The sequence below is a fragment of the Erwinia sp. 009765445 genome (assembly GCF_058137865.1).
Window position 1 is genome coordinate 226990 of sequence record NZ_JBYUWC010000008.1, and the last position, 21839, is coordinate 248828.

The following is a 21839-nucleotide window of genomic DNA, read 5'->3' on the forward strand; positions in this document are numbered from 1 at the left end:
TAGAGGATAAGCCATGCCACGTTCTCTCAAGAAAGGTCCTTTTATTGACCTGCACTTGCTGAAGAAGGTAGAGAAAGCGGTGGAAAGCGGAGACAAGAAGCCTTTGCGCACTTGGTCCCGTCGTTCAACGATCTTCCCTAACATGATCGGTTTGACCATCGCTGTCCATAATGGTCGTCAGCACGTTCCTGTCTTTGTTTCCGACGAAATGGTCGGTCACAAACTGGGTGAATTTGCACCGACCCGTACTTATCGCGGCCACACGGCTGATAAAAAAGCCAAGAAACGCTAAGGTAGGAGGAAGAGATGGAAACTATCGCTAAACATCGCCACGCTCGTTCTTCTGCTCAGAAGGTTCGCCTGGTAGCGGATCTTGTACGCGGTAAGAAAGTGTCGCAGGCTCTGGACATTCTGACCTACACCAATAAGAAAGCGGCTGTACTGGTCAAGAAGGTTCTGGAATCTGCCATTGCTAACGCCGAACACAACGATGGCGCTGACATTGATGATCTGAAAGTGACGAAAATCTTCGTCGACGAAGGCCCTAGCATGAAGCGCATTATGCCGCGTGCAAAAGGTCGTGCAGATCGCATCCTGAAGCGCACCAGCCACATTACTGTGGTTGTGTCCGATCGCTGAGACTCTGGAGACTAGCAATGGGTCAGAAAGTACATCCTAATGGTATTCGCCTGGGTATTGTTAAACCCTGGAACTCTACCTGGTTCGCAAATACCAAAGAATTCGCTGACAACCTGGACAGCGATTTTAAAGTCCGCCAGTTCCTGACTAAAGAACTGGCTAAAGCGTCCGTATCTCGTATCGTTATCGAGCGCCCGGCCAAGAGCATCCGTGTGACCATTCACACCGCTCGTCCTGGTATCGTTATCGGTAAGAAAGGCGAAGACGTAGAAAAACTGCGCAAGGTCGTAGCGGATATCGCTGGTGTTCCTGCACAGATCAATATCGCCGAAGTCCGTAAACCGGAACTGGACGCTAAATTGGTTGCTGACAGCATCACTTCACAGCTGGAGCGTCGTGTGATGTTCCGTCGTGCTATGAAGCGTGCTGTACAGAACGCAATGCGTCTGGGCGCTAAAGGGATCAAAGTTGAAGTTAGTGGCCGTCTGGGCGGTGCTGAAATCGCGCGTACCGAATGGTACCGTGAAGGCCGCGTGCCGTTGCACACCCTGCGTGCTGACATTGACTACAACACCTCTGAAGCGCACACCACTTATGGTGTAATCGGCGTTAAGGTATGGATCTTCAAAGGTGAGATCCTGGGTGGTATGGCTGCTGTTGAACAACCGGAACCGGCTGCTCAACCTAAAAAGCAGCAGCGTAAAGGCCGTAAGTAAGGAGAGTCGCTGATGTTACAACCAAAGCGTACAAAATTCCGTAAAGTGCACAAAGGCCGCAACCGTGGTCTGGCGCAGGGTACGGATGTTAGCTTCGGTACTTTCGGTCTGAAAGCTGTTGGCCGTGGTCGTCTGACTGCACGTCAGATCGAAGCAGCACGTCGTGCTATGACCCGTGCAGTTAAGCGTCAAGGTAAAATTTGGATCCGTGTATTCCCGGACAAACCAATTACCGAGAAGCCGCTGGAAGTGCGTATGGGTAAAGGTAAAGGTAACGTGGAGTATTGGGTTGCCTTGATCCAGCCGGGTAAAGTCCTGTATGAAATGGACGGCGTTCCGGAAGAACTGGCCCGTGAAGCATTCAAGCTGGCAGCAGCAAAACTGCCTATCAAAACCACCTTTGTAACTAAGACGGTGATGTAATGAAAGCAACTGAGCTGCGTGAAAAAAGCGTTGAAGAGCTGAACACTGAGCTGCTTAACCTGCTGCGTGAGCAGTTTAACCTGCGCATGCAGGCTGCATCCGGCCAGCTGCAACAGTCTCATCTGTTGAAGCAAGTGCGTCGTGATGTTGCACGCGTTAAGACTTTAATGACTGAGAAGGCGGGTGCGTAATGACCGATAAAATCCGTACTCTGCAAGGTCGTGTGACTGGCGACAAAATGGAGAAATCCATTGTTGTAGCTATCGAACGTTTCGTGAAACACCCAATCTACGGTAAGTTCATTAAGCGTACGACCAAACTGCACGTACATGACGAGAACAATGAATGTGGGATCGGCGACAAGGTAGAAATCCGCGAGTGCCGTCCACTGTCCAAGACTAAGTCCTGGACCCTGGTTCGCGTTATCGAGAAAGCCGTTCTGTAAGAAGAACTTTTTCTCTGCAAAAAACCCCCGCTTGTCGGGGGTTTTTTCTTTTCCGGCCCAGAAAGCGGAGAAAGTGTGCAGATAGCGATTGCTACGGGATGAACAATTCCTTAGAATGTCGCGTTCCTCATTTTAGAGGTTCAAATATCGGCTCGATATGAGCCGTTTATTTTTTCTACCCATATGCGAGATGCGGTGTTATAATACTGCGCCCTCAATAATGGGGCTTTTATACGACCTGAATCAGGTCCCGAAGTAGTAGTTGACATTAGCGGAGCACTAAAATGATCCAAGAACAGACTATGCTGAACGTCGCCGACAACTCCGGTGCACGTCGCGTAATGTGTATCAAGGTTCTGGGTGGCTCGCACCGTCGCTACGCAGGCGTAGGCGATATCATCAAAATTACCATCAAGGAAGCAATTCCTCGCGGTAAGGTTAAGAAAGGTGATGTGCTGAAAGCGGTAGTGGTGCGCACCAAGAAGGGTGTTCGTCGCCCGGACGGTTCTGTCATTCGCTTCGATGGTAATGCATGCGTTATTTTAAACAATAACAGCGAGCAGCCTATCGGAACGCGTATTTTTGGGCCGGTAACTCGTGAACTTCGTACTGAAAAGTTCATGAAAATTATCTCTCTGGCACCAGAAGTACTCTAAGGAGCGAAAAATGGCAGCTAAAATCCGTCGCGATGACGAAGTTATCGTGCTGACCGGCAAAGATAAAGGTAAGCGCGGTAAAGTAAAAAATGTCCTGTCTTCTGGCAAGGTCATTGTTGAAGGTATCAACCTGGTTAAGAAACATCAGAAGCCGGTTCCGGCCCTGAACCAACCAGGTGGCATCGTTGAAAAAGAAGCTGCTATTCAGGTTTCTAACGTTGCACTTTACAACACTGCCACCGGCAAGGCTGACCGTGTAGGCTTTAGATTCGAAGACGGCAAAAAAGTCCGTTTCTTCAAGTCTAACAGCGAAACTATCAAGTAATTTGGAGTAGTACGATGGCGAAACTGCATGATTACTACAAAGACGAAGTAGTTAAACAACTCATGACTGAGTTTAGCTACAATTCTGTCATGCAAGTCCCTCGGGTCGAGAAGATCACCCTGAACATGGGTGTTGGTGAAGCGATCGCTGACAAGAAACTGCTGGATAACGCAGCAGCCGATCTGGCAGCAATCTCCGGTCAAAAACCGTTTATCACCAAAGCACGCAAATCAGTTGCAGGCTTCAAAATCCGTCAGGGCTATCCGATCGGCTGTAAAGTGACTCTGCGTGGTGAACGCATGTGGGAGTTCTTTGAGCGTCTGATTTCTATTGCTGTTCCACGTATCCGTGACTTCCGTGGCCTGTCCGCTAAGTCATTCGATGGCCGTGGAAACTACAGCATGGGCGTTCGTGAGCAGATCATCTTCCCAGAGATCGACTATGACAAAGTCGACCGCGTTCGTGGTTTGGATATCACCATTACCACTACTGCGAAATCTGATGATGAAGGCCGCGCACTGTTGGCTGCTTTTAACTTCCCGTTCCGCAAGTAAGGCAGGGTTACTGATGGCTAAGCAATCAATGAAAGCACGCGAAGTCGTTCGCGTGAAACTGGCTGACAAGTACCGCGCTAAGCGCGAGGAACTGAAAGCTATCATTTCAAGTGTGAACTCATCCGACGAAGATCGTTGGAATGCTGTTCTCAAGCTGCAAACTCTGCCGCGTGATTCCAGCCCGTCTCGTCAGCGCAAGCGCTGCCGCCAAACTGGCCGTCCACATGGTTATGTGGGCAAATTCGGGTTGAGCCGTATCAAGTTACGTGAAGCCGCTATGCGCGGTGAAGTACCAGGCTTGAAAAAGGCTAGCTGGTAATTACCAATTGAATCACGGGAGTAAAGACAGATGAGCATGCAAGATCCGATCGCGGATATGCTGACCCGTATCCGTAACGGTCAAGCCGCGAACAAAGTTGCGGTCACCATGCCTTCCTCCAAGCTGAAAGTGGCAATTGCCAACGTGCTGAAGGAAGAAGGCTATATTGAAGAATTTAAAATCGAAGGCGACACCAAGCCAGAACTGGAACTGACTCTTAAGTATTTCCAGGGCAAGGCAGTGGTAGAAAGCATTCAGCGTGTAAGCCGTCCAGGTCTGCGTATCTACAAACGCAAAGACGAACTGCCAAAAGTTATGGCTGGACTGGGTATCGCTGTTATTTCTACCTCTAAAGGTGTTATGACCGATCGTGCAGCGCGCCAGGCTGGTCTTGGTGGCGAAATTATCTGCTACGTAGCTTAACGGAGGAAAGAATGTCTCGTGTTGCTAAAGCACCTGTCGTCATTCCTGCCGGCGTAGAGGTAAAACTCAACGGTCAGGTTATTTCGATTAAAGGTAAAAACGGCGAGCTGACTCGTACCATCAACGCTGCTGTAGAAGTTAAGCATGCTGACAACGCCCTGACTTTCGCTCCGCGCGAAGGCTTCACGGATGGTTGGGCGCAGGCTGGTACTTCTCGTGCACTGCTGAACGGTATGGTTATCGGTGTTACCGAAGGCTTCACTAAGAAGCTGCAGCTGGTTGGTGTAGGTTATCGTGCAGCCGTTAAAGGCAACTCCGTGAGTCTGGCCCTGGGCTTTTCTCACCCGGTTGACCACGCGCTGCCAGCGGGAATCACTGCTGAATGTCCAACTCAGACTGAAATCGTGCTGAAAGGCGCTGATAAACAGCTGATTGGTCAGGTAGCAGCCGATCTGCGCGCCTACCGTCGTCCTGAGCCTTATAAAGGCAAGGGTGTTCGTTACGCCGACGAAGTCGTGCGTACCAAAGAGGCTAAGAAGAAGTAAGGTAACACTATGGATAAGAAATCTGCTCGTATCCGTCGTGCGACCCGCGCACGCCGCAAGCTCAAAGAGCTGGGTGCAACTCGCCTGGTGGTACATCGTACCCCGCGTCATATTTACGCACAGGTGATTGCTCCTAACGGTTCTGAAGTTCTGGTTGCTGCTTCTACAGTAGAAAAAGCAATCAGTGAGCAACTGAAGTACACCGGAAACAAAGACGCCGCCGCAGCTGTTGGTAAAGCAGTCGCTGAGCGCGCAATCGAAAAAGGCATCACTGGTGTTTCTTTCGACCGCTCTGGTTTCCAATATCATGGTCGTGTCCAGGCACTGGCAGATGCTGCCCGTGAAGCTGGCCTACAGTTCTAAGGTAGAGGTGTAAGATGGCACACATCGAAAAACAAGCTGGCGAACTGCAGGAAAAGCTGATCGCGGTAAATCGCGTATCGAAAACCGTTAAAGGTGGTCGTATTTTCTCCTTCACTGCTCTGACAGTGGTAGGTGACGGTAACGGTCGCATCGGTTTTGGTTACGGTAAAGCGCGTGAAGTTCCAGCAGCGATCCAGAAAGCGATGGAAAAAGCCCGTCGCAATATGATTAATGTCGCGCTGAACGACGGCACCCTGCAGCACCCTGTTAAAGGTGTGCACACAGGTTCTCGTGTGTTCATGATGCCGGCTTCTCAAGGTACCGGTATCATCGCCGGCGGTGCAATGCGCGCCGTACTGGAAGTCGCTGGGGTTCATAACGTTCTGGCTAAAGCCTACGGTTCCACTAACCCGATTAACGTGGTTCGTGCAACGCTGGATGGCCTGGCCAACATGAATTCTCCAGAAATGGTCGCTGCCAAGCGTGGCAAATCCGTTGAAGACATTCTGGGGTAATGACCATGGCTAAGACTATTAAGATTACACAAACCCGCAGCTCGATCGGACGTTTGCCGAAACACAAGGCAACGCTGCTTGGCCTGGGTCTGCGTCGTATTAACCACACCGTAGAGCGTGAAGACACGCCAGCTGTACGCGGTATGGTTAACGCGATTTCCTACATGGTTAAAGTGGAGGAGTAACAGATGCGTTTAAATACTCTGTCTCCGGCCGAAGGGTCTAAGCACGCGACTAAACGTCTGGGTCGTGGTATCGGTTCTGGCCTCGGTAAAACCGGTGGTCGTGGTCACAAAGGTCAGAACTCTCGTTCTGGCGGTGGCGTACGTCGCGGGTTCGAAGGTGGTCAGATGCCTCTGTACCGTCGTCTACCGAAATTCGGTTTCACCTCTCGCAAAGCAGCAGTAACCGCAGAAGTGCGTCTGTCTGACCTGGCGAAAGTTGAAGGCGGTATCGTCGACCTGAACACGCTGAAAGCAGCCAACATTATCGGTATTCAGATTGAATTCGCTAAAGTTATTCTGTCTGGCGAAGTCTCTGCACCGGTAACGGTTCGCGGTCTGCGTGTCACTAAAGGCGCTCGTGCTGCAATCGAAGCTGCTGGCGGTAAAATTGAGGAATAAGTAGCAGATGGCTAAGCAACCGGGATTAGATTTTCAAAGTGCCAAGGGTGGTTTTGGCGAACTGAAACGCAGACTTTTGTTTGTTATTGGTGCGCTGATTGTTTTCCGCATTGGTTCTTTTATTCCAATCCCTGGTATCGATGCCACTGTACTTGCCAAACTGCTTGAGCAACAGCGTGGCACCATCATTGAAATGTTTAACATGTTCTCTGGTGGTGCACTGAGCCGTGCTTCTATCTTTGCCCTGGGTATTATGCCGTATATTTCGGCCTCTATTATTATCCAGCTGCTGACGGTGGTTCATCCAGCGTTAGCAGAAATTAAGAAAGAAGGGGAGGCTGGCCGTCGTAAGATTAGCCAGTACACCCGTTACGGTACTCTGGTACTGGGTATTTTTCAGTCTATCGGTATTGCTACCGGTTTACCGAATATGCCTGGAATGCAGGGCCTGGTGTTAAATCCAGGCTTTGCCTTCTACTTTACCGCTGTTGTCAGCCTTGTCACCGGAACCATGTTCCTGATGTGGCTGGGTGAACAGATTACTGAGCGAGGTATCGGTAACGGTATCTCAATCATTATCTTCGCTGGTATTGTTGCGGGTCTGCCGCCGGCCATTGGCCATACTATCGAGCAAGCGCGGCAAGGCGACCTGCACTTCCTCCTGTTACTGTTGGTTGCAGTTCTCGTATTTGCAGTGACCTTCTTCGTTGTTTTCGTTGAGCGTGGTCAACGCCGCATTGTGGTGAACTATGCGAAACGTCAGCAAGGCCGTCGTGTCTATGCTGCGCAGAGCACACATTTACCGTTGAAAGTGAACATGGCCGGGGTTATCCCAGCAATCTTTGCTTCCAGCATCATTCTGTTCCCGGCGACCATCGCGTCATGGTTCGGGGGCGGTACCGGTTGGAACTGGCTGACTACAATTTCAATGTATTTGCAGCCCGGACAACCGCTTTATGTGCTACTCTATGCGACTGCAATCATCTTCTTCTGTTTCTTCTACACGGCGTTGGTCTTCAACCCGCGTGAAACAGCAGATAACCTGAAGAAGTCTGGTGCATTTGTACCAGGTATTCGTCCGGGAGAACAGACGGCGAAGTATATCGATAAAGTAATGACCCGCCTGACTTTAGTTGGTGCGCTATACATTACCTTTATTTGCCTGATCCCGGAGTTCATGCGTGATGCGATGAAAGTTCCATTCTACTTCGGCGGTACCTCACTGCTGATCGTAGTCGTTGTCATCATGGACTTTATGGCTCAAGTGCAAACTCTGATGATGTCCAGTCAATATGAGTCTGCATTGAAGAAAGCAAACCTGAAAGGCTACGGCCGTTAATCAGGCGCTTGAGAAGTTACGGAGAGTAAAAATGAAAGTTCGTGCTTCCGTCAAGAAATTATGTCGTAACTGCAAAATCGTCCGTCGTGATGGTGTCGTACGTGTGATTTGCAGCGCCGAGCCTAAGCATAAACAGCGCCAGGGCTAATATTTTTCTTGCAAAGTCGGGTTGAGCTGGCTAGATTAGCCAGCCAATCTTTTGTATGTCTATGCGTTTCCATTTGAGTATCCTGAAAACGGGCTTTTCGGCATGGGACGCATAAGTAATTAAATAGGAGTGCATAGTGGCCCGTATAGCAGGCATTAACATTCCTGATCATAAACATACCGTAATTGCATTAACTGCTATTTTCGGTATCGGCAAAACCCGTTCACAGGCTATCTGTGCATCAACGGGCATCGCTGAAAATGTTAAGATCAGTGAGCTGTCTGAAGAACAAATCGACATTCTGCGTGATGCAGTTGCAAAGTTTGTTGTTGAAGGCGATCTGCGTCGTGAAGTCACCCTGAGCATCAAGCGTCTGATGGACCTTGGCTGCTATCGTGGTTTACGTCATCGTCGTGGTCTTCCAGTGCGCGGTCAGCGTACCAAGACCAACGCACGTACCCGCAAGGGTCCGCGTAAACCGATCAAGAAATAATCGGGGTGATTGAATAATGGCAAAGGCACCAGTTCGTGCACGTAAGCGTGTAAGAAAGCAAGTCTCTGATGGCGTGGCTCATGTCCATGCGTCTTTCAACAACACCATCGTAACTATTACCGATCGTCAGGGTAATGCGCTGGGTTGGGCAACAGCCGGTGGTTCCGGTTTCCGTGGTTCTCGTAAATCTACGCCGTTCGCTGCACAGGTTGCTGCAGAACGTTGCGCAGACGCCGTGAAAGAGTACGGTATTAAGAACCTGGAAGTTATGGTTAAGGGTCCAGGTCCAGGCCGCGAATCAACGATTCGTGCTCTGAACGCTGCTGGTTTCCGCATCACGAATATTACTGATGTGACTCCGATCCCTCACAACGGTTGTCGTCCGCCGAAAAAACGTCGCGTATAACGCCCGTTTTTTAGGAATGTTGGAGAAAGAAAATGGCAAGATATTTGGGTCCTAAGCTCAAGCTGAGCCGTCGCGAAGGTACAGACCTCTTCCTGAAGTCTGGCGTTCGCGCGATTGATACCAAGTGTAAGATTGAACAAGCTCCTGGCCAGCACGGTGCGCGTAAACCGCGTCTGTCTGACTATGGCGTACAGTTACGTGAAAAGCAAAAAGTTCGTCGTATGTACGGCGTGCTGGAGCGTCAGTTCCGTAACTATTACAAAGAAGCTGCACGTCTGAAAGGCAACACCGGTGAAAACCTGTTAGCTCTGCTGGAAGGTCGTCTGGATAACGTAGTTTATCGTATGGGCTTTGGTGCCACTCGTGCAGAAGCACGTCAGCTGGTTAGCCACAAATCCATCATGGTAAATGGCCGCGTTGTTAGCATCGCTTCTTATCAGGTAACTCCGAATGACGTTGTTAGCATCCGTGAGAAAGCCAAAAAGCAGTCTCGCGTGAAAGCCGCTCTGGAGCTGGCTGAACAGCGTGAAAAGCCAACCTGGCTGGAAGTTGATGCAACTAAGATGGAAGGTGTGTTCAAACGTATTCCTGAACGTACCGATCTGTCTGCGGACATTAACGAACACCTGATCGTCGAGCTTTACTCCAAGTAAAGCTTAGTACCAAAGAGAGGACACAATGCAGGGTTCTGTGACAGAGTTTCTAAAACCGCGCCTGGTAGATATCGAGCAAGTGAGTTCGACGCACGCCAAGGTGACCCTTGAGCCTTTAGAGCGTGGCTTTGGCCATACTCTTGGTAACGCACTGCGCCGTATTCTGCTTTCATCAATGCCGGGTTGCGCGGTGACCGAGGTTGAAATTGATGGTGTACTGCACGAGTACAGCACCAAAGAGGGCGTACAGGAAGATATCCTGGAAATCCTGCTCAACCTGAAAGGGCTGGCGGTAAGAGTTCAGGGGAAAGACGAAGTTATTCTTACTCTGAATAAATCTGGCATTGGCCCTGTGACTGCAGCCGATATCACCCATGATGGTGATGTCGAAATCGTCAAGCCGCAGCACGTGATCTGCCACCTGACCGATGAGAACGCGGCTATCAGCATGCGTATCAAAGTTCAGCGAGGTCGTGGTTATGTGCCGGCTTCTGCCCGAATTCATTCGGAAGAAGATGAGCGCCCGATCGGTCGTCTGTTGGTCGACGCCTGTTACAGCCCTGTAGAGCGTATTGCCTACAATGTTGAAGCAGCGCGTGTAGAACAGCGTACCGACCTGGACAAGCTGGTCATCGAAATGGAAACCAACGGCACTATCGATCCTGAAGAAGCGATCCGCCGTGCGGCTACTATCCTGGCAGAACAACTGGAAGCTTTCGTTGACTTACGTGATGTACGTCAGCCGGAAGTGAAAGAAGAGAAACCAGAATTCGATCCGATCCTGCTGCGCCCTGTTGACGATCTGGAATTGACTGTCCGCTCTGCTAACTGCCTTAAGGCAGAAGCTATCCACTACATCGGTGATCTGGTACAGCGTACCGAGGTTGAGCTGCTTAAAACGCCTAACCTTGGTAAAAAATCTCTTACCGAGATTAAAGACGTGCTGGCTTCTCGTGGTCTGTCTCTGGGCATGCGCCTGGAAAACTGGCCGCCCGCTAGCATCGCTGATGAATAACCCGATCACAGGTTAAGGTTTCACTGAGAAGGATAAGGTCATGCGCCATCGTAAGAGTGGTCGTCAACTGAACCGCAACAGCAGCCATCGTCAGGCTATGTTCCGCAACATGGCTGGCTCTTTGGTTCGTCATGAGATCATCAAGACGACCCTGCCAAAAGCGAAAGAGCTGCGTCGTGTAGTTGAGCCGCTGATTACTCTTGCCAAGACCGACAGCGTAGCTAATCGTCGTCTGGCATTCGCCCGTACTCGTGATAACGAGATCGTGGCAAAACTGTTTAACGAGCTGGGCCCGCGTTTCGCGAGCCGTGCCGGTGGTTACACTCGCATTTTGAAGTGTGGCTTCCGCGCTGGTGACAACGCTCCGATGGCTTACATCGAGCTGGTTGATCGTCCAGAAGCTCAAGCAGAAGCTGCAGCAGAGTAATCTGTTGCACTTTGGAAAAACCGGGCTCAGCCCGGTTTTTTTATCTCTGAAATTCCCCTCTCCTCCTCTTCGCGCTATCCTGTTTTCTCCCGTCCCTTCCGTGAGGTCGCTATGTGGTTAATTGACCAACTGGTAGAACAGCATATTTCCGAAGCGCAAAAAAACGGTGAGTTCAATAACCTGCCCGGCAGCGGAAAAAAGCTCAAACTGGATGACGACAGTCATGTTCCAGAGGAGCTGCGTGCCGCCTACAGGTTAATGAAAAACTCTGGCTTTCTTCCCCCTGAACTGGAGATGAGGCGCGAAGCTATTGAGCTGAACGAGCTGCTGGCCGGTATCGATCCGCAGGATGAACAGTATGCTCTGCAGTCAAAGCGTCTTACCCTGCTGACGATTAAGTTACGACAGGCCGGAATGAGCACCGATTTTCTGCAGGGTGGATATGCCTCTCGCCTGCACCAGCGCTTCAGCGGAGAAGAGTAATGTATAAAATTGGCCAGCTGGCTAAACTTGCAGACGTCACGCCTGATACCATCCGCTACTATGAAAAGCAGCAGATGATGGAGCATGAGTTCCGTACCGAAGGTGGCTTTCGTCTTTACAGCGACAACGATCTGCAGCGACTTAAATTTATCCGTTATGGCAGACAACTTGGATTCAGCCTTGAGGCTATTCGTGAACTGCTGTCGATACGAGTCGATCCGGAACATCACACCTGTCAGGAATCTAAAACGATTGTTCAGGAGCGGCTGCTTGAAGTGGAGAGCATGATTGCTGAATTGCAGCATATGCAGCGTTCGCTACGCAGGCTGAATGATGCCTGTTGTGGCACTGCTCACAGCAGCGTTTACTGTTCCATTCTTGAAGCTCTGGAAAAAGGAGCCCTTGCCCCGGCAGCAGATTGATCTTTGGCAGATTCAGTTCTATATTCATCGCGACCATCAACCACAGGAAGCTATCATGTCAGGTTACCAACACAAGAAAGGCATTATCCGGGATAATGCGATCGAAGCACTGTTGCACGATCCGCTGTTCAAAGTCAGGATCGAAGCGAATGTAAAAGGTAAGGGCAGCTACCGACGGAAAGATAAACACGCTAAGAAAAGCAACCTGGAGGCCAGTGGTAAAGACAGCTTTACTACTGGCCTTCTTCTTTTAATAGCATAAAAAAAACCGCCTCCGGGGCGGTTTTCTGTATCAGTTCTGAAGAGATTGATTAAGGTTGGCCGTTCTGCTGCTTTAGCAGATCGCGGATTTCGGTCAACAATGTCTCTTCGGCAGTAGGTTTTGGCGCTGGTTTTTCCACTTCTTTTTTCTTGTAGAGCTTGTTCATCAGTTTGATCGCCATGAAGATGGCGAAGGCCACGATAACAAAGTCAAAAATGGTCTGAATAAATACACCATACTGCATTACCACTGCCGGAGTGGTACCTTCAGCTGGTTTTAGTACCCAACTGAAAGATTTAAAGTCTACGCCCCCGATCAATAATCCCAGGGGTGGCATAATAATATTTGCCACCAGGGAAGACACGATTTTACCGAATGCTGCCCCGATAATGACACCGACCGCCAGGTCGACAACATTGCCGCGCATCGCGAAATCGCGAAACTCTTTGAATAAACTCATTGTTATCTCCTTTCCTGTGCCAATTGCTAAGTTTAACAAACGATCGGGCTTTTTCCATTGGGTTTGCGGAATAATTCAAATTATCGGGGGGTAAAGTCATGGGCGTGTAAAGGCCGCCCATGGCTAATTAAAGGAAGAAAGGACTTGGCTGGAACAGGCGTTCAACATCGGGAACGAATTTTTTATCCGTCAGGAACATGATGACGTGATCTCCCTGCTCAATGCGCAGATTGTCATTGGCGATCATGACATCATCACCGCGCACTACTGCACCGATAATCGTGCCTGGCGGTAGTTTAATATCATCAATCTGCCTGCCCACCACGCGGGAGGTCGTTTCATCACCATGAGCAATGGCCTCAATGGCTTCTGCCACTCCGCGACGCAGAGAAGATACGCCAACAATATCAGCCTTACGGACGTGGCCCAGCAGGGCAGAAATGGTGGCCTGCTGCGGCGAAATAGCGATATCAATCACGCTGCCCTGAACAAGATCAACATAGGCTTTACGCTGGATCAATACCATCACCTTCTTGGCCCCCATCTTCTTGGCCAGCATTGCTGACATGATGTTGGCTTCATCATCGTTGGTGATGGCAATAAACAGATCGATTTGATCGATATGCTCCTCCGCCAGCAACTCCTGATCCGAGGCATCGCCGTAAAATACAATGGTATTCTGCAGCACTTCTGCCAGCTCGGCGGCACGTTGTTGATCGCGCTCGATCAGCTTCACGCTGTAGTTCTTTTCCAACCGCTGCGCAAGGCCGGAACCAATATTGCCTCCGCCGACAATCATGATGCGTTTGTAAGGTCTCTCAAGACGCTGGTATTCACTCATGACGGCCCTGATATGCTGGCTGGCCGCAATAAAGAACACTTCATCGCCAGCTTCAACAATGGTCGATCCTTGCGGGCGTATCGGACGATCCTGACGGAATATGGCGGCGACGCGGGTATCAATATGCGGCATATGCTCGCGCATGACCGACAGGGCATTACCCACCAGTGGGCCGCCATAATAGGCCTTTACTACCGCGAGGCTGACTTTACCTTCAGCAAAATTAACGACCTGCAGCGCCCCAGGATATTCGATCAGGCGATAAATGTTATCGATAACCAGCTGCTCAGGAGAGATCAGATGGTCAATCGGTACGGCTTCAGGGATAAACAGCTTTTCCGCATCGCGGATATAGTCGGGAGCACGGATACGGGCAATGCGGTTCGGTGTATTGAATAAGGAATAGGCAACCTGGCAGGCCACCATGTTGGTTTCATCGGAATTGGTGACCGCGACCAGCATATCCGCATCTTCTGCACCGGCTTCCCGTAGCACACGCGGGTGTGAACCATGTCCCTGTACCACGCGCAAATCGAATTTGTCCTGCAACTGACGCAGACGAATAGCATTCGTGTCGACTACGGTAATGTCGTTGTTTTCACCAACCAGGTTTTCGGCAAGCGTGCCGCCCACCTGGCCAGCGCCAAGAATGATTATTTTCATCGGCAGCCTGCTTTAAGGGTTCAGAAAAGGCCGGAAGACTGGCCTGAGCATCTATTTTTTTACCAGTTTCGCGTAATAGAAACCATCACCGCCTTTCGGATCGGGGAAGACCTGCAGGCCTGGTTTTACGGCGTTGCCTGTTTCCTGCAGATTCGCATCACCATGGCGCTGCAGGAAAGCAGCAATCTGCAGATGGTTCTCTTCCGGCAGAATTGAGCATGTGGCATACAGTAGCGTGCCGCCCGGCTTAAGGTGTGGCCAGATAGCCTCGAGGATCTGCTGCTGAAGCGATGCAAGTTCGGCAATATCACGGTCGCGGCGCAGCCATTTAATATCAGGGTGGCGACGAATCACCCCCGTTGCGGAGCAGGGGGCATCCAGCAGAATACGGTCAAACTGAGTGTCACCACACCATTTCTCAGGAGTAGTGCCATCGCCCAGTTTTACTTCTGCACTCATGTTCAGGCGCTGAAGATTTTCGCCGATTCGCGACAGGCGCTGAGCATCAATATCAACTGCCATCACACGTGCCTTAGGTGCAGCTTCAAGGATATGAGTTGTTTTCCCACCGGGAGCAGCACATAAGTCGAGGATCGATTCGTTATCCTGTGGAGAGAGCAGAGCCACGCAGCCCTGGGCAGAGGCATCCTGCACCGTCACCCAGCCCTGATCGAAACCGGGAAGCTGAGTGACCGCGCACGGAACTTCCAGCCTCAGAGCATCAGGGTGGACCGGATGGGGCTCTGCATTTTTCCTCACTGCTTCAAGCAGTTCCATCCACGCATCGCGGGTATGGTGTTGGCGATTGACGCGCAGCCACATTGGAGGGCGCTGGTTGTTGGCATCCACAATGTGTTGCCACTGTTCTGGCCAGGCACGCTTAAGGCGCTCAAGCAGCCATTTGGGATGCAGGTGTTTCTGGTCGCCTTCGTTCATTGCCTGCATCAACTCTTCCTGCTTACGCTGGAACTGACGCAGTACGCCGTTGATTAAACCTTTCAACTGCGGGCGCTTAAGGGCAACGGCACCTTCCACCGTTTCTGCCAATGCGGCATGGGCTGGAATGCGGGTGAACATCAGCTGATACAGGCCGACCATAATCAGGAAATGGATCGAGCGCTGCTTGCCGGTCATCGGCCGCTCCATCAGCTGGCTGATGATCCATTCCAGCTGGGGCAGCGTGCGGAGAACGCCATAACAAAGTTCCTGCAGCAGGGAGGAATCTTTATCTGCCAGGAGTTTCTGTGCCGCAGGCAGCACGTTGCTCAGCGACTGTCCCTGTTCGACCACTTTCTCAATAGTCTGGGCTGCCAGAGCGCGCAAGTTGGTATTTTTTTTCATTGAGCTATCGCAAGTCAAAAGTCACCCGGCGTTACGCCGGGCAAAATATCAGGCAAGAATATTGCCGGGGATGAACCAGTCACGGCGGGAATTAAGCAGGTCCTGGGCCTTCATGGCCTTTTTGCCTGCAGGCTGTAGCTCTTCAAGCACCAGCACGCCATTTGCGGTGGCCACCTGAATACCGCGCTTGTCAGCCTGCACGATTTCACCTTGCTCGCTGTCAACATGGGGCTGGACGGAGGCTTTCCAGACCTTGACCGGCTGATCTTCAACAGTGAAATAGCTGACCGGCCACGGATTGAACGCCCGGATGCAGCGTTCAAGCTGTGCAGCAGAAAGCGACCAGTCGAGCTTCGCTTCTTCTTTACTGAGTTTTTCCGCGTAGCTGACCAGTGCTTCATCCTGCACTTCAGGCTTCGCCGTCCCGGCCGCAAGTTGCTCCAGCGTAGCCAGCATGCCCGCCGGTCCTAACTCCGCCAGTTTGTTATACAAAGAGGCGCTGGTGTCTTCCGGTTCTATCGGGCAAGCCAGTTTGTGCAGCATGTCGCCGGTATCCAGACCGACATCCATCTGCATGATAGTAACGCCGGTTTCGCTGTCCCCCGCCCAGAGCGAACGCTGGATAGGTGCAGCACCCCGCCATTTCGGCAGCAGGGACCCATGCACATTGATGCAGCCCAGGCGCGGCATAGCCAGCACCGGAGCAGGGAGGATTAACCCGTAGGCGACAACCACCATTACATCGGCATTCAGACTGGCAATCAGCTGCTGGTTTTCTTCCGGACGCAAAGATTTAGGCTGGAAAACGGGGATGTTGTGCTGTTCTGCCAACTGCTTGACCGGGCTTGCCGTCAGCTTATTCCCGCGACCGGCGGGCCGGTCTGGCTGGGTAAATACCCCTACCACATTGTGGCTGGATGACAACAGCGCGTCCAGATGACGCGCTGCAAAGTCAGGAGTGCCGGCAAAGATAATATTTAAGTCGGACACGCTGTTCCCTTATTTAGAGGCTCATCAGTCCCGAGCATTCTGGCGATAGAGTTTTTCCAGCTTCTGACGAATGCGCTGACGTTTCATAGGCGACAGGTAATCGATAAAGAGTTTACCAACCAGGTGATCCATCTCGTGCTGAATACAAATAGCCAGCAGGCCATCGGCTTCCAGCTCGTAAGTGTTGCCTTCGCGATCCAAAGCGCGGATTTTAACTTTCTCTGCGCGAGGAACCAGCGCACGTTGCTCAGGAATAGACAGACAACCTTCTTCAATACCGGTTTCACCGCTTTTTTCGAGCATTTCCGGATTGATAAGAACCAGGCGTTCGTCGCGATTTTCAGAAACGTCAATCACGATAATGCGCTGATGAATATCGACCTGCGTTGCCGCCAGCCCGATACCCTCTTCGGCGTACATGGTTTCGAACATATCATCGACGATACGCTGAATTCCGGCATTCACTTCTTTTACGGGTTTCGCGACGATGCGCAAGCGATCGTCAGGAAAATGTAATACCTGCAAAACTGACATAACTTTCCAGATCTGTGTTCAAGGGATGAGATATTTATTTCTCTTATTGTAGACATTTCGGGCCGCGATTGACAGCATTCCCGCTACGTTAGCCATGGGCCACCACAAGGATTGTATGATGACGCCAGCGGAGATTTGGTTACGCCTGTCAGGGGTAAAAAAATTACAAAGTCAGCACTATTTGCAGATCGTCAGCTCGCTGGAGCAATTGGACCGCGTGGGGGCGAAAGAGCTGAAATATGTCGGGCTGAATCCGGAACAGGCGACAGCCTTCCTGCAGAGTGATAGCGAAGTTATTGCCCGGACGTTACTTTGGCTTGAACACCCTCAACATCATCTGTTGACTTTTGCCAGCCCGTCTTACCCGGAGCGGCTGAGAAGCATCTCCCAATTTCCCATTCTCCTTTTTGTTGATGGCGACCCCGACCAGCTGCTCACGCCGCAAATTGCCATCGTGGGCAGCAGGGATTGTTCTCACTATGGTCGGAATTGGGGAACCTTCTTCGCACAAGCGTTGGCCCTGAATGGAATAACCATCACCAGCGGCCTGGCGACCGGCATCGACGGTATTGCACATCGGGCTGCGCTGGAGGTTGGGGGGAAAACGCTGGCAGTTTTAGGCAGTGGACTGGACCATATCTATCCACGGCGGCACTGTTCATTAGCAGAGGAGATCGTTGCCAGTGGTGGCGCGGTGATTTCTGAATTTGCCCTACAGGCCCGGCCGCTGGCAGGGAATTTCCCACATCGCAACCGGATCATTAGTGGCCTGAGTATGGGCGTATTGGTGGTGGAAGCGGCCTTGAAGAGCGGTTCGCTGGTGACAGCCAAACTGGCACTGGAGCAGAATCGCGATGTCTATGCCTTGCCTGGCGCAATAGGTAACCCGGGCAGTGAAGGAACCCACTGGTTGATTCAGCAGGGGGCTTTATTAACTGCACACCCCAATTCTATCCTTGAACAGTTGCAAAGTGACCTCAAATGGCTTCCCGCCTCGCAAAAATCAACAATATATTCTGCCTCGCAGGGCAATACTCCATTGCCATTTGCCGAGGTGTTGGCTAACGTAGGAGATGAGGTTACACCTGTTGACGTCGTCGCTGAACGTGCCGGCCAACCTGTGCCAGCCATCGTAGCTAAGCTGCTTGAGTTGGAGTTAGCAGGATGGATCGCAGCTGTACCCGGCGGCTATGTCCGATTGAGGAGGGCAAGCCATGTTCGACGTACTAATGTACTTATTTGAAACGTATATCCACAACGAAGCAGAAATGCGGGTTGATCAGGATAAATTGACTGATGACTTAACCGATGCCGGTTTTCATCGTGAAGATATCTATAATGCGTTGAACTGGTTGGAAAAACTGGCAGATTATCAGGACGGCCTCGTCGCTCCGATCTTGCTGGCTACCGATCCGCTGTCTATGCGTATCTACACCGAGGAAGAGAGTCAGCGTTTAGATGCTAACTGTCGGGGCTTTATTCTGTTCCTGGAGCAAATTCAGGTGCTGAATCTGGAAACCCGTGAAATGGTCATCGAACGTATTATGGCTCTGGATACCCTCGAGTTTGATCTGGAAGATCTCAAATGGGTCGTGCTGATGGTGCTGTTCAACATCCCCGGATGTGAAAACGCCTACCAGCAAATGGAAGAGCTTCTTTTCGACGTCAATGAAGGAATAGTGCACTGAAGAATCCCTTCGTGTAATGAAAGCATATGAATAAAACAGCGCTTTTCGCTGTGCGAAAAAATGAACCCTGCCCCCAATGTGGGGCAGAATTGGTTATTCGCTCCGGGAAACACGGCGCTTTTCTTGGATGCTCAAATTATCCCGAGTGTGACTACATTCGGCCGCTTAAAAATCAGTCCGATGGACATATCGTTAAGATCCTGGAAGGCCAGCACTGTCCTGAATGCCAGGCTGAGTTGGTTCTGCGCCAGGGGCGATATGGGATGTTTATCGCCTGCAGTAATTACCCCGGTTGTGAACATACGGAGCTGATCGACAAGCCGGATGAAACCACGCTTGCCTGCCCGCAGTGTCAGCAGGGCAAACTCGTGCAGCGTCGTTCACGTTATGGCAAAAATTTTCACGCCTGCGATCGCTATCCAGACTGCCAGTTTGCTGTCAATTTTACGCCGATCGAGGGTGAGTGTGAGTTTTGCCATTTCCCCCTATTGATTGAGAAAAAAACGGCGCGCGGAGCCAGGCGTTTTTGCGCCAGCAAGGCCTGCGGTAAGCCAGTAACAGCAGGAAACAGCAGTGAAGAATGAGTGTTTACCAGGTTCTCTGGATTTTTGTGTCGAGCAAGTCAGGCAGGGGGGGGTTATCGCCTATCCTACTGAGGCTGTTTTTGGTCTGGGATGCGATCCTGATAATGAATCAGCCGTGATGGCACTGCTGGCATTAAAGCAGCGCCCGGTGGAGAAAGGGTTGATCCTGATTGCCGCCGATTATCAGCAGCTGCAGCCCTATCTCGACGATGCTCAGCTTTCTGAGCAGCAAAAAGAGCGCATGTTTGGCTGCTGGCCGGGGCCGGTGACCTGGGTAGTGCCCGCTCGTGCAACCACTCCCCGCTGGTTGACCGGGCAGTTTAATTCTCTGGCGGTCCGGGTCAGCGATCATTCTGATGTCCGGCAACTCTGTCAGGCCGTCAATAAGCCGCTGGTTTCAACCAGTGCTAATCTGACTACTTTACCCCCCTGCCGGACCGCGGCAGAAGTTCACCAGCAGTTTGGGGAAGCTTTCCCTGTTTTGCTGGCAGAAACAGGAGGGCGGACCAATCCGTCTGAAATTCGCGATGCTTTAACCGGCGAACTCATCCGTCAGGGATAACCATAATGACTCAACAATTTGCGGTGTTCGGTAATCCGATCGGCCACAGTAAATCGCCACGCATCCATCAGTTGTTTGCTGAGCAGATGGGGATCGCTCATCCTTATGACCGAATCTGTGCACCGGTCGACGCTTTTGCCCGGTCAGTTGCCGGTTTTTTCGCTCAGGGCGGTGGCGGTGCCAATGTAACTCTGCCTTTTAAAGAACAAGCCTGGGAGCTGGTCGACGAACTGACCCAACGGGCATCAATGGCTGGCGCAGTAAATACACTGAAGAAGCTGGAAGATGGCCGCCTGCTGGGGGATAACACCGATGGAATTGGCTTGCTGACGGATCTTGAGAGACTGAAGTTGATCAAACCAAGCGATCGGATCCTGCTTGTAGGAGCTGGTGGCGCCGCGCGCGGTGTGATCCTGCCATTACTTTCTTTCGGCTGTTCCCTGACGATCACCAACCGAACCCTCCATAAGGCCCAGCTACTGGCGGATGTTTTTCAGCATGCCGGAGGGATCCATGCCTGCGCTATGGATCAGTTGGAGGGAGAGCACTTTGATTTGATCATCAATGCGACATCCAGCGGTGTGGGCGGGGATATACCTGCGTTGCCTGCAACACTTATCGGCCAGCATTCCCGTTGCTACGATATGTTTTATCAGGCCGGTCCAACACCGTTCCTCAGTTGGTGCAGGCAGCAAGGCGCAACCCAGTTTGCTGATGGTCTGGGGATGCTGGTGGGGCAGGCCGCCCACTCTTTCTCTTTATGGCATGGTCAACTTCCTGATATCACCCCGGTGATAGCGATCCTGAAGGCGGAACTCAGCGCGTGAACCAGGCGATTCAGTTCCCCGATCGGGAAGAGTGGGGAGAGGTGGTCGGGGCGGTCTGTTTCCCTGCGCTGGTAAACGGTTTTCAGGTTACCTGTGCTGTCAGCGGCGAATCATTGATTCGCCGTTTTGGGGGAGAAGGAACAATGCTGGATCTTTTCCGCCAGCATCGCTGGGATCTGGAAGAGGAAGCTGAAGCAGTGATTAAAGCAGGTCAGGAAGACGATCAGGGGCGGTTCTGGCTTTCCTGAGCCAGATAGTCGTTCTTCCAGCCGACATAGTTGTTGGACGAGTAGAGCAGACCGCTTATTTCTTCTTCTGTCAGCGGGCGTACCTGTTTAACCGGGCTGCCTAAATAGAGGTAGCCGCTTGCCAGGCGTTTGCCCGGTGGAACCAGGCTACCGGCACCAATCATCACATCATCTTCTACGATTACGCCATCCAGCAGAATTGATCCCATACCGACCAGCACGCGATTGCCGATCCTGCAACCGTGGAGCATGGCTTTATGTCCTACTGTCACGTCCTCTCCCACAATTAGCGGATTTCCTTCGGGGTTAGCCGCCGATTTGTGGGTCACGTGAAGAACGCTTCCATCCTGGATATTGCTGCGCTTGCCAATGATTACCTGGTTCACATCACCGCGAATGGCGACCAGGGGCCAGATGCTGACGTCATCATCTAACCGGACATCGCCTACCACCACGCTGGAACTATCAACCATCACCCGCAGACCTTGCTGCGGATATGTATTTTTATAAGGACGTAAATTCACGGACATAACTACCTCTTTATGAGACATGATCCCTGAAGCGTAGTGCTGGAGGGGAGTAGCGATCAATATCTGCGATGAAAGATGCGGTAATTTTGTGCGGATCGTCTGAGATCTCAACGTAAAGAGTGAAAATCCAGCAACCGAATGGAAAGATCGAAAAAATGGCTTGTGCTCTCAAACCGGATCCCTATAATGCGCCTCCATCGACACGGAACAACGGCTTACAGGCCACCGGGTTGAGAGGTTCAGGAAGCTGAAACTCCGGAGAAAAACTTCTGAAAAAGAGGTTGACTCTGAAAGAGGAAAGCGTAATATACGCCACCTCGCGACAGGCAGCCACGCTGCGTCGCACCGCTCTTTAACAATTTATCAGACAATCTGTG

Annotated in this window: 38 protein-coding genes; 32 read left to right on the top strand and 6 right to left on the bottom strand. The window is 51.4% G+C overall.

The features are described from left to right. Positions 1-13 precede the first annotated feature (13 nt). The 26 genes from rpsS (at position 14) to AC3Y5R_RS11305 (ending at position 12194) form a co-directional block, all read left to right on the top strand. Positions 14-292, top strand: a complete 279-nt coding sequence (gene rpsS / locus AC3Y5R_RS11180; RefSeq protein WP_013204132.1) for a 30S ribosomal protein S19 — start codon at positions 14-16, stop codon at positions 290-292. A 14-nt stretch (positions 293-306) separates the two neighbouring features. Beyond that, positions 307-639 (top strand): 50S ribosomal protein L22, encoded by a 333-nt coding sequence (gene rplV, locus AC3Y5R_RS11185; RefSeq protein ID WP_000447532.1) that lies wholly within the window; start codon positions 307-309, stop codon positions 637-639. Between the two features lie 17 nt (positions 640-656). Further along, a complete protein-coding gene (gene rpsC, locus AC3Y5R_RS11190; RefSeq protein WP_002919766.1) occupies positions 657-1355 on the top strand; it encodes a 30S ribosomal protein S3 in 699 nt (232 codons plus the stop codon). A 12-nt stretch (positions 1356-1367) separates the two neighbouring features. After that, positions 1368-1778: a 50S ribosomal protein L16 gene (rplP, locus tag AC3Y5R_RS11195; RefSeq protein ID WP_002438716.1), complete on the top strand. Its 411-nt coding sequence runs from the start codon at positions 1368-1370 to the stop codon at positions 1776-1778. Beyond that, positions 1778-1969, top strand: a complete 192-nt coding sequence (rpmC, locus tag AC3Y5R_RS11200; protein WP_489921390.1) for a 50S ribosomal protein L29 — start codon at positions 1778-1780, stop codon at positions 1967-1969. The genes rplP and rpmC overlap by 1 nt, the downstream gene beginning before the upstream one ends. Beyond that, the gene (rpsQ, locus tag AC3Y5R_RS11205; protein WP_489921391.1) at positions 1969-2223 is read left to right on the top strand and encodes a 30S ribosomal protein S17; all 255 of its coding nucleotides are present in this window, start codon (positions 1969-1971) and stop codon (positions 2221-2223) included. The genes rpmC and rpsQ overlap by 1 nt, the downstream gene beginning before the upstream one ends. Positions 2224-2507: 284 nt before the next feature. Next, complete coding sequence (gene rplN / locus AC3Y5R_RS11210; RefSeq protein WP_002919748.1) at positions 2508-2879, top strand: 50S ribosomal protein L14; 372 nt, start codon at positions 2508-2510, stop codon at positions 2877-2879. A 10-nt stretch (positions 2880-2889) separates the two neighbouring features. Beyond that, positions 2890-3204 carry a 50S ribosomal protein L24 gene (rplX, locus tag AC3Y5R_RS11215; protein ID WP_020322770.1) on the top strand — a complete coding sequence of 105 codons (315 nt, stop codon included), beginning with the start codon at positions 2890-2892 and terminating at the stop codon, positions 3202-3204. A 14-nt stretch (positions 3205-3218) separates the two neighbouring features. Next, positions 3219-3758 (top strand): 50S ribosomal protein L5, encoded by a 540-nt coding sequence (rplE, locus tag AC3Y5R_RS11220; RefSeq protein ID WP_013204126.1) that lies wholly within the window; start codon positions 3219-3221, stop codon positions 3756-3758. 13 nt (positions 3759-3771) lie between these two features. Beyond that, positions 3772-4077 carry a 30S ribosomal protein S14 gene (gene rpsN, locus AC3Y5R_RS11225; RefSeq protein ID WP_004160578.1) on the top strand — a complete coding sequence of 102 codons (306 nt, stop codon included), beginning with the start codon at positions 3772-3774 and terminating at the stop codon, positions 4075-4077. Positions 4078-4107: 30 nt separating this feature from the next. Next, positions 4108-4500, top strand: a complete 393-nt coding sequence (gene rpsH, locus AC3Y5R_RS11230) for a 30S ribosomal protein S8 (RefSeq protein ID WP_020322766.1) — start codon at positions 4108-4110, stop codon at positions 4498-4500. A gap of 11 nt (positions 4501-4511) precedes the next feature. Beyond that, positions 4512-5045 (top strand): 50S ribosomal protein L6, encoded by a 534-nt coding sequence (gene rplF, locus AC3Y5R_RS11235; protein WP_158782204.1) that lies wholly within the window; start codon positions 4512-4514, stop codon positions 5043-5045. 9 nt (positions 5046-5054) lie between these two features. Further along, complete coding sequence (rplR, locus tag AC3Y5R_RS11240) at positions 5055-5408, top strand: 50S ribosomal protein L18 (RefSeq protein WP_004160572.1); 354 nt, start codon at positions 5055-5057, stop codon at positions 5406-5408. Positions 5409-5422: 14 nt separating this feature from the next. Next, a complete protein-coding gene (gene rpsE / locus AC3Y5R_RS11245; protein WP_020322763.1) occupies positions 5423-5923 on the top strand; it encodes a 30S ribosomal protein S5 in 501 nt (166 codons plus the stop codon). Positions 5924-5928: 5 nt separating this feature from the next. Further along, complete coding sequence (gene rpmD / locus AC3Y5R_RS11250) at positions 5929-6108, top strand: 50S ribosomal protein L30 (protein ID WP_004160569.1); 180 nt, start codon at positions 5929-5931, stop codon at positions 6106-6108. A gap of 3 nt (positions 6109-6111) precedes the next feature. Then, positions 6112-6546, top strand: coding sequence for a 50S ribosomal protein L15 (rplO, locus tag AC3Y5R_RS11255; protein ID WP_158782203.1), 435 nt, complete (start codon positions 6112-6114; stop codon positions 6544-6546). A gap of 7 nt (positions 6547-6553) precedes the next feature. Continuing rightward, complete coding sequence (secY, locus tag AC3Y5R_RS11260; RefSeq protein ID WP_124233601.1) at positions 6554-7885, top strand: preprotein translocase subunit SecY; 1332 nt, start codon at positions 6554-6556, stop codon at positions 7883-7885. A 31-nt stretch (positions 7886-7916) separates the two neighbouring features. After that, positions 7917-8033, top strand: coding sequence for a 50S ribosomal protein L36 (rpmJ, locus tag AC3Y5R_RS11265; RefSeq protein ID WP_020322760.1), 117 nt, complete (start codon positions 7917-7919; stop codon positions 8031-8033). Between the two features lie 136 nt (positions 8034-8169). After that, positions 8170-8526 (top strand): 30S ribosomal protein S13, encoded by a 357-nt coding sequence (gene rpsM / locus AC3Y5R_RS11270; protein ID WP_048917626.1) that lies wholly within the window; start codon positions 8170-8172, stop codon positions 8524-8526. 16 nt (positions 8527-8542) lie between these two features. Then, complete coding sequence (gene rpsK, locus AC3Y5R_RS11275) at positions 8543-8932, top strand: 30S ribosomal protein S11 (protein WP_034899652.1); 390 nt, start codon at positions 8543-8545, stop codon at positions 8930-8932. Positions 8933-8964: 32 nt separating this feature from the next. Further along, the gene (gene rpsD, locus AC3Y5R_RS11280; RefSeq protein ID WP_024966594.1) at positions 8965-9585 is read left to right on the top strand and encodes a 30S ribosomal protein S4; all 621 of its coding nucleotides are present in this window, start codon (positions 8965-8967) and stop codon (positions 9583-9585) included. Between the two features lie 25 nt (positions 9586-9610). Then, the gene (locus AC3Y5R_RS11285) at positions 9611-10600 is read left to right on the top strand and encodes a DNA-directed RNA polymerase subunit alpha (protein ID WP_002919219.1); all 990 of its coding nucleotides are present in this window, start codon (positions 9611-9613) and stop codon (positions 10598-10600) included. Between the two features lie 40 nt (positions 10601-10640). Further along, positions 10641-11027 carry a 50S ribosomal protein L17 gene (rplQ, locus tag AC3Y5R_RS11290; protein WP_003850180.1) on the top strand — a complete coding sequence of 129 codons (387 nt, stop codon included), beginning with the start codon at positions 10641-10643 and terminating at the stop codon, positions 11025-11027. Positions 11028-11138: 111 nt separating this feature from the next. Further along, on the top strand, positions 11139-11510 hold the full coding sequence (locus AC3Y5R_RS11295) for a DnaJ family domain-containing protein (RefSeq protein WP_489921392.1): 372 nt from the start codon (positions 11139-11141) through the stop codon (positions 11508-11510). Continuing rightward, complete coding sequence (zntR, locus tag AC3Y5R_RS11300; RefSeq protein ID WP_489921393.1) at positions 11510-11932, top strand: Zn(2+)-responsive transcriptional regulator; 423 nt, start codon at positions 11510-11512, stop codon at positions 11930-11932. Before AC3Y5R_RS11295 ends, zntR begins: the two co-directional genes overlap by 1 nt. Before the next feature lie 55 nt (positions 11933-11987). Further along, positions 11988-12194, top strand: coding sequence for an alternative ribosome-rescue factor A (locus tag AC3Y5R_RS11305; RefSeq protein ID WP_489921394.1), 207 nt, complete (start codon positions 11988-11990; stop codon positions 12192-12194). A 49-nt stretch (positions 12195-12243) separates the two neighbouring features. Here AC3Y5R_RS11305 and mscL read toward each other — a convergent pair whose 3' ends face one another. From mscL to def, 5 genes are all read right to left on the bottom strand, one after another. Next, positions 12244-12654: a large-conductance mechanosensitive channel protein MscL gene (gene mscL, locus AC3Y5R_RS11310; RefSeq protein WP_489921395.1), complete on the bottom strand. Its 411-nt coding sequence runs from the start codon at positions 12652-12654 to the stop codon at positions 12244-12246. A 127-nt stretch (positions 12655-12781) separates the two neighbouring features. Beyond that, the gene (gene trkA / locus AC3Y5R_RS11315; protein ID WP_489921396.1) at positions 12782-14158 is read right to left on the bottom strand and encodes a Trk system potassium transporter TrkA; all 1377 of its coding nucleotides are present in this window, start codon (positions 14156-14158) and stop codon (positions 12782-12784) included. Positions 14159-14209: 51 nt separating this feature from the next. Next, positions 14210-15499 carry a 16S rRNA (cytosine(967)-C(5))-methyltransferase RsmB gene (gene rsmB, locus AC3Y5R_RS11320; RefSeq protein WP_489921397.1) on the bottom strand — a complete coding sequence of 430 codons (1290 nt, stop codon included), beginning with the start codon at positions 15497-15499 and terminating at the stop codon, positions 14210-14212. 48 nt (positions 15500-15547) lie between these two features. Continuing rightward, positions 15548-16489: a methionyl-tRNA formyltransferase gene (fmt, locus tag AC3Y5R_RS11325; RefSeq protein ID WP_489921398.1), complete on the bottom strand. Its 942-nt coding sequence runs from the start codon at positions 16487-16489 to the stop codon at positions 15548-15550. 24 nt (positions 16490-16513) lie between these two features. Then, the gene (gene def, locus AC3Y5R_RS11330) at positions 16514-17023 is read right to left on the bottom strand and encodes a peptide deformylase (RefSeq protein ID WP_489921399.1); all 510 of its coding nucleotides are present in this window, start codon (positions 17021-17023) and stop codon (positions 16514-16516) included. A 118-nt stretch (positions 17024-17141) separates the two neighbouring features. Between def and dprA the strand changes: the two genes are divergently transcribed. Genes dprA through AC3Y5R_RS11360 form a run of 6 tightly spaced genes read left to right on the top strand, consistent with a single transcriptional unit; the run spans position 17142 to position 20932 of the window. Next, on the top strand, positions 17142-18266 hold the full coding sequence (dprA, locus tag AC3Y5R_RS11335; protein WP_489921411.1) for a DNA-protecting protein DprA: 1125 nt from the start codon (positions 17142-17144) through the stop codon (positions 18264-18266). After that, entirely contained in the window at positions 18238-18711 is a 474-nt protein-coding gene (gene smg / locus AC3Y5R_RS11340; protein WP_158782194.1) for a DUF494 family protein Smg, read from the top strand. The genes dprA and smg overlap by 29 nt, the downstream gene beginning before the upstream one ends. Positions 18712-18737: 26 nt before the next feature. Beyond that, positions 18738-19295 carry a DNA topoisomerase family protein gene (locus AC3Y5R_RS11345; RefSeq protein WP_489921400.1) on the top strand — a complete coding sequence of 186 codons (558 nt, stop codon included), beginning with the start codon at positions 18738-18740 and terminating at the stop codon, positions 19293-19295. Beyond that, complete coding sequence (gene tsaC, locus AC3Y5R_RS11350; RefSeq protein WP_489921401.1) at positions 19285-19857, top strand: L-threonylcarbamoyladenylate synthase type 1 TsaC; 573 nt, start codon at positions 19285-19287, stop codon at positions 19855-19857. Before AC3Y5R_RS11345 ends, tsaC begins: the two co-directional genes overlap by 11 nt. A 5-nt stretch (positions 19858-19862) precedes the next feature. Continuing rightward, entirely contained in the window at positions 19863-20684 is an 822-nt protein-coding gene (aroE, locus tag AC3Y5R_RS11355) for a shikimate dehydrogenase (protein ID WP_489921402.1), read from the top strand. Next, the gene (locus AC3Y5R_RS11360) at positions 20681-20932 is read left to right on the top strand and encodes a DUF1488 family protein (protein WP_489921403.1); all 252 of its coding nucleotides are present in this window, start codon (positions 20681-20683) and stop codon (positions 20930-20932) included. The genes aroE and AC3Y5R_RS11360 overlap by 4 nt, the downstream gene beginning before the upstream one ends. Here AC3Y5R_RS11360 and AC3Y5R_RS11365 read toward each other — a convergent pair. Continuing rightward, the gene (locus AC3Y5R_RS11365) at positions 20908-21462 is read right to left on the bottom strand and encodes a gamma carbonic anhydrase family protein (protein ID WP_489921404.1); all 555 of its coding nucleotides are present in this window, start codon (positions 21460-21462) and stop codon (positions 20908-20910) included. The genes AC3Y5R_RS11360 and AC3Y5R_RS11365 overlap by 25 nt on opposite strands. Positions 21463-21839 lie beyond the last annotated feature (377 nt).

Coding starts and splice junctions, on each gene's coding strand:
- rpsS (WP_013204132.1), top strand. CDS start 14: ATGCCACGTTCTCTCAAGAAAGGTCCTTTTATTGACCTGCACTTGCTG.
- rplV (WP_000447532.1), top strand. CDS start 307: ATGGAAACTATCGCTAAACATCGCCACGCTCGTTCTTCTGCTCAGAAG.
- rpsC (WP_002919766.1), top strand. CDS start 657: ATGGGTCAGAAAGTACATCCTAATGGTATTCGCCTGGGTATTGTTAAA.
- rplP (WP_002438716.1), top strand. CDS start 1,368: ATGTTACAACCAAAGCGTACAAAATTCCGTAAAGTGCACAAAGGCCGC.
- rpmC (WP_489921390.1), top strand. CDS start 1,778: ATGAAAGCAACTGAGCTGCGTGAAAAAAGCGTTGAAGAGCTGAACACT.
- rpsQ (WP_489921391.1), top strand. CDS start 1,969: ATGACCGATAAAATCCGTACTCTGCAAGGTCGTGTGACTGGCGACAAA.
- rplN (WP_002919748.1), top strand. CDS start 2,508: ATGATCCAAGAACAGACTATGCTGAACGTCGCCGACAACTCCGGTGCA.
- rplX (WP_020322770.1), top strand. CDS start 2,890: ATGGCAGCTAAAATCCGTCGCGATGACGAAGTTATCGTGCTGACCGGC.
- rplE (WP_013204126.1), top strand. CDS start 3,219: ATGGCGAAACTGCATGATTACTACAAAGACGAAGTAGTTAAACAACTC.
- rpsN (WP_004160578.1), top strand. CDS start 3,772: ATGGCTAAGCAATCAATGAAAGCACGCGAAGTCGTTCGCGTGAAACTG.
- rpsH (WP_020322766.1), top strand. CDS start 4,108: ATGAGCATGCAAGATCCGATCGCGGATATGCTGACCCGTATCCGTAAC.
- rplF (WP_158782204.1), top strand. CDS start 4,512: ATGTCTCGTGTTGCTAAAGCACCTGTCGTCATTCCTGCCGGCGTAGAG.
- rplR (WP_004160572.1), top strand. CDS start 5,055: ATGGATAAGAAATCTGCTCGTATCCGTCGTGCGACCCGCGCACGCCGC.
- rpsE (WP_020322763.1), top strand. CDS start 5,423: ATGGCACACATCGAAAAACAAGCTGGCGAACTGCAGGAAAAGCTGATC.
- rpmD (WP_004160569.1), top strand. CDS start 5,929: ATGGCTAAGACTATTAAGATTACACAAACCCGCAGCTCGATCGGACGT.
- rplO (WP_158782203.1), top strand. CDS start 6,112: ATGCGTTTAAATACTCTGTCTCCGGCCGAAGGGTCTAAGCACGCGACT.
- secY (WP_124233601.1), top strand. CDS start 6,554: ATGGCTAAGCAACCGGGATTAGATTTTCAAAGTGCCAAGGGTGGTTTT.
- rpmJ (WP_020322760.1), top strand. CDS start 7,917: ATGAAAGTTCGTGCTTCCGTCAAGAAATTATGTCGTAACTGCAAAATC.
- rpsK (WP_034899652.1), top strand. CDS start 8,543: ATGGCAAAGGCACCAGTTCGTGCACGTAAGCGTGTAAGAAAGCAAGTC.
- rpsD (WP_024966594.1), top strand. CDS start 8,965: ATGGCAAGATATTTGGGTCCTAAGCTCAAGCTGAGCCGTCGCGAAGGT.
- AC3Y5R_RS11285 (WP_002919219.1), top strand. CDS start 9,611: ATGCAGGGTTCTGTGACAGAGTTTCTAAAACCGCGCCTGGTAGATATC.
- rplQ (WP_003850180.1), top strand. CDS start 10,641: ATGCGCCATCGTAAGAGTGGTCGTCAACTGAACCGCAACAGCAGCCAT.
- AC3Y5R_RS11295 (WP_489921392.1), top strand. CDS start 11,139: ATGTGGTTAATTGACCAACTGGTAGAACAGCATATTTCCGAAGCGCAA.
- zntR (WP_489921393.1), top strand. CDS start 11,510: ATGTATAAAATTGGCCAGCTGGCTAAACTTGCAGACGTCACGCCTGAT.
- AC3Y5R_RS11305 (WP_489921394.1), top strand. CDS start 11,988: ATGTCAGGTTACCAACACAAGAAAGGCATTATCCGGGATAATGCGATC.
- mscL (WP_489921395.1), bottom strand. CDS start 12,654: ATGAGTTTATTCAAAGAGTTTCGCGATTTCGCGATGCGCGGCAATGTT.
- trkA (WP_489921396.1), bottom strand. CDS start 14,158: ATGAAAATAATCATTCTTGGCGCTGGCCAGGTGGGCGGCACGCTTGCC.
- rsmB (WP_489921397.1), bottom strand. CDS start 15,499: ATGAAAAAAAATACCAACTTGCGCGCTCTGGCAGCCCAGACTATTGAG.
- def (WP_489921399.1), bottom strand. CDS start 17,023: ATGTCAGTTTTGCAGGTATTACATTTTCCTGACGATCGCTTGCGCATC.
- dprA (WP_489921411.1), top strand. CDS start 17,142: ATGACGCCAGCGGAGATTTGGTTACGCCTGTCAGGGGTAAAAAAATTA.
- smg (WP_158782194.1), top strand. CDS start 18,238: ATGTTCGACGTACTAATGTACTTATTTGAAACGTATATCCACAACGAA.
- AC3Y5R_RS11345 (WP_489921400.1), top strand. CDS start 18,738: ATGAATAAAACAGCGCTTTTCGCTGTGCGAAAAAATGAACCCTGCCCC.
- aroE (WP_489921402.1), top strand. CDS start 19,863: ATGACTCAACAATTTGCGGTGTTCGGTAATCCGATCGGCCACAGTAAA.
- AC3Y5R_RS11365 (WP_489921404.1), bottom strand. CDS start 21,462: ATGTCCGTGAATTTACGTCCTTATAAAAATACATATCCGCAGCAAGGT.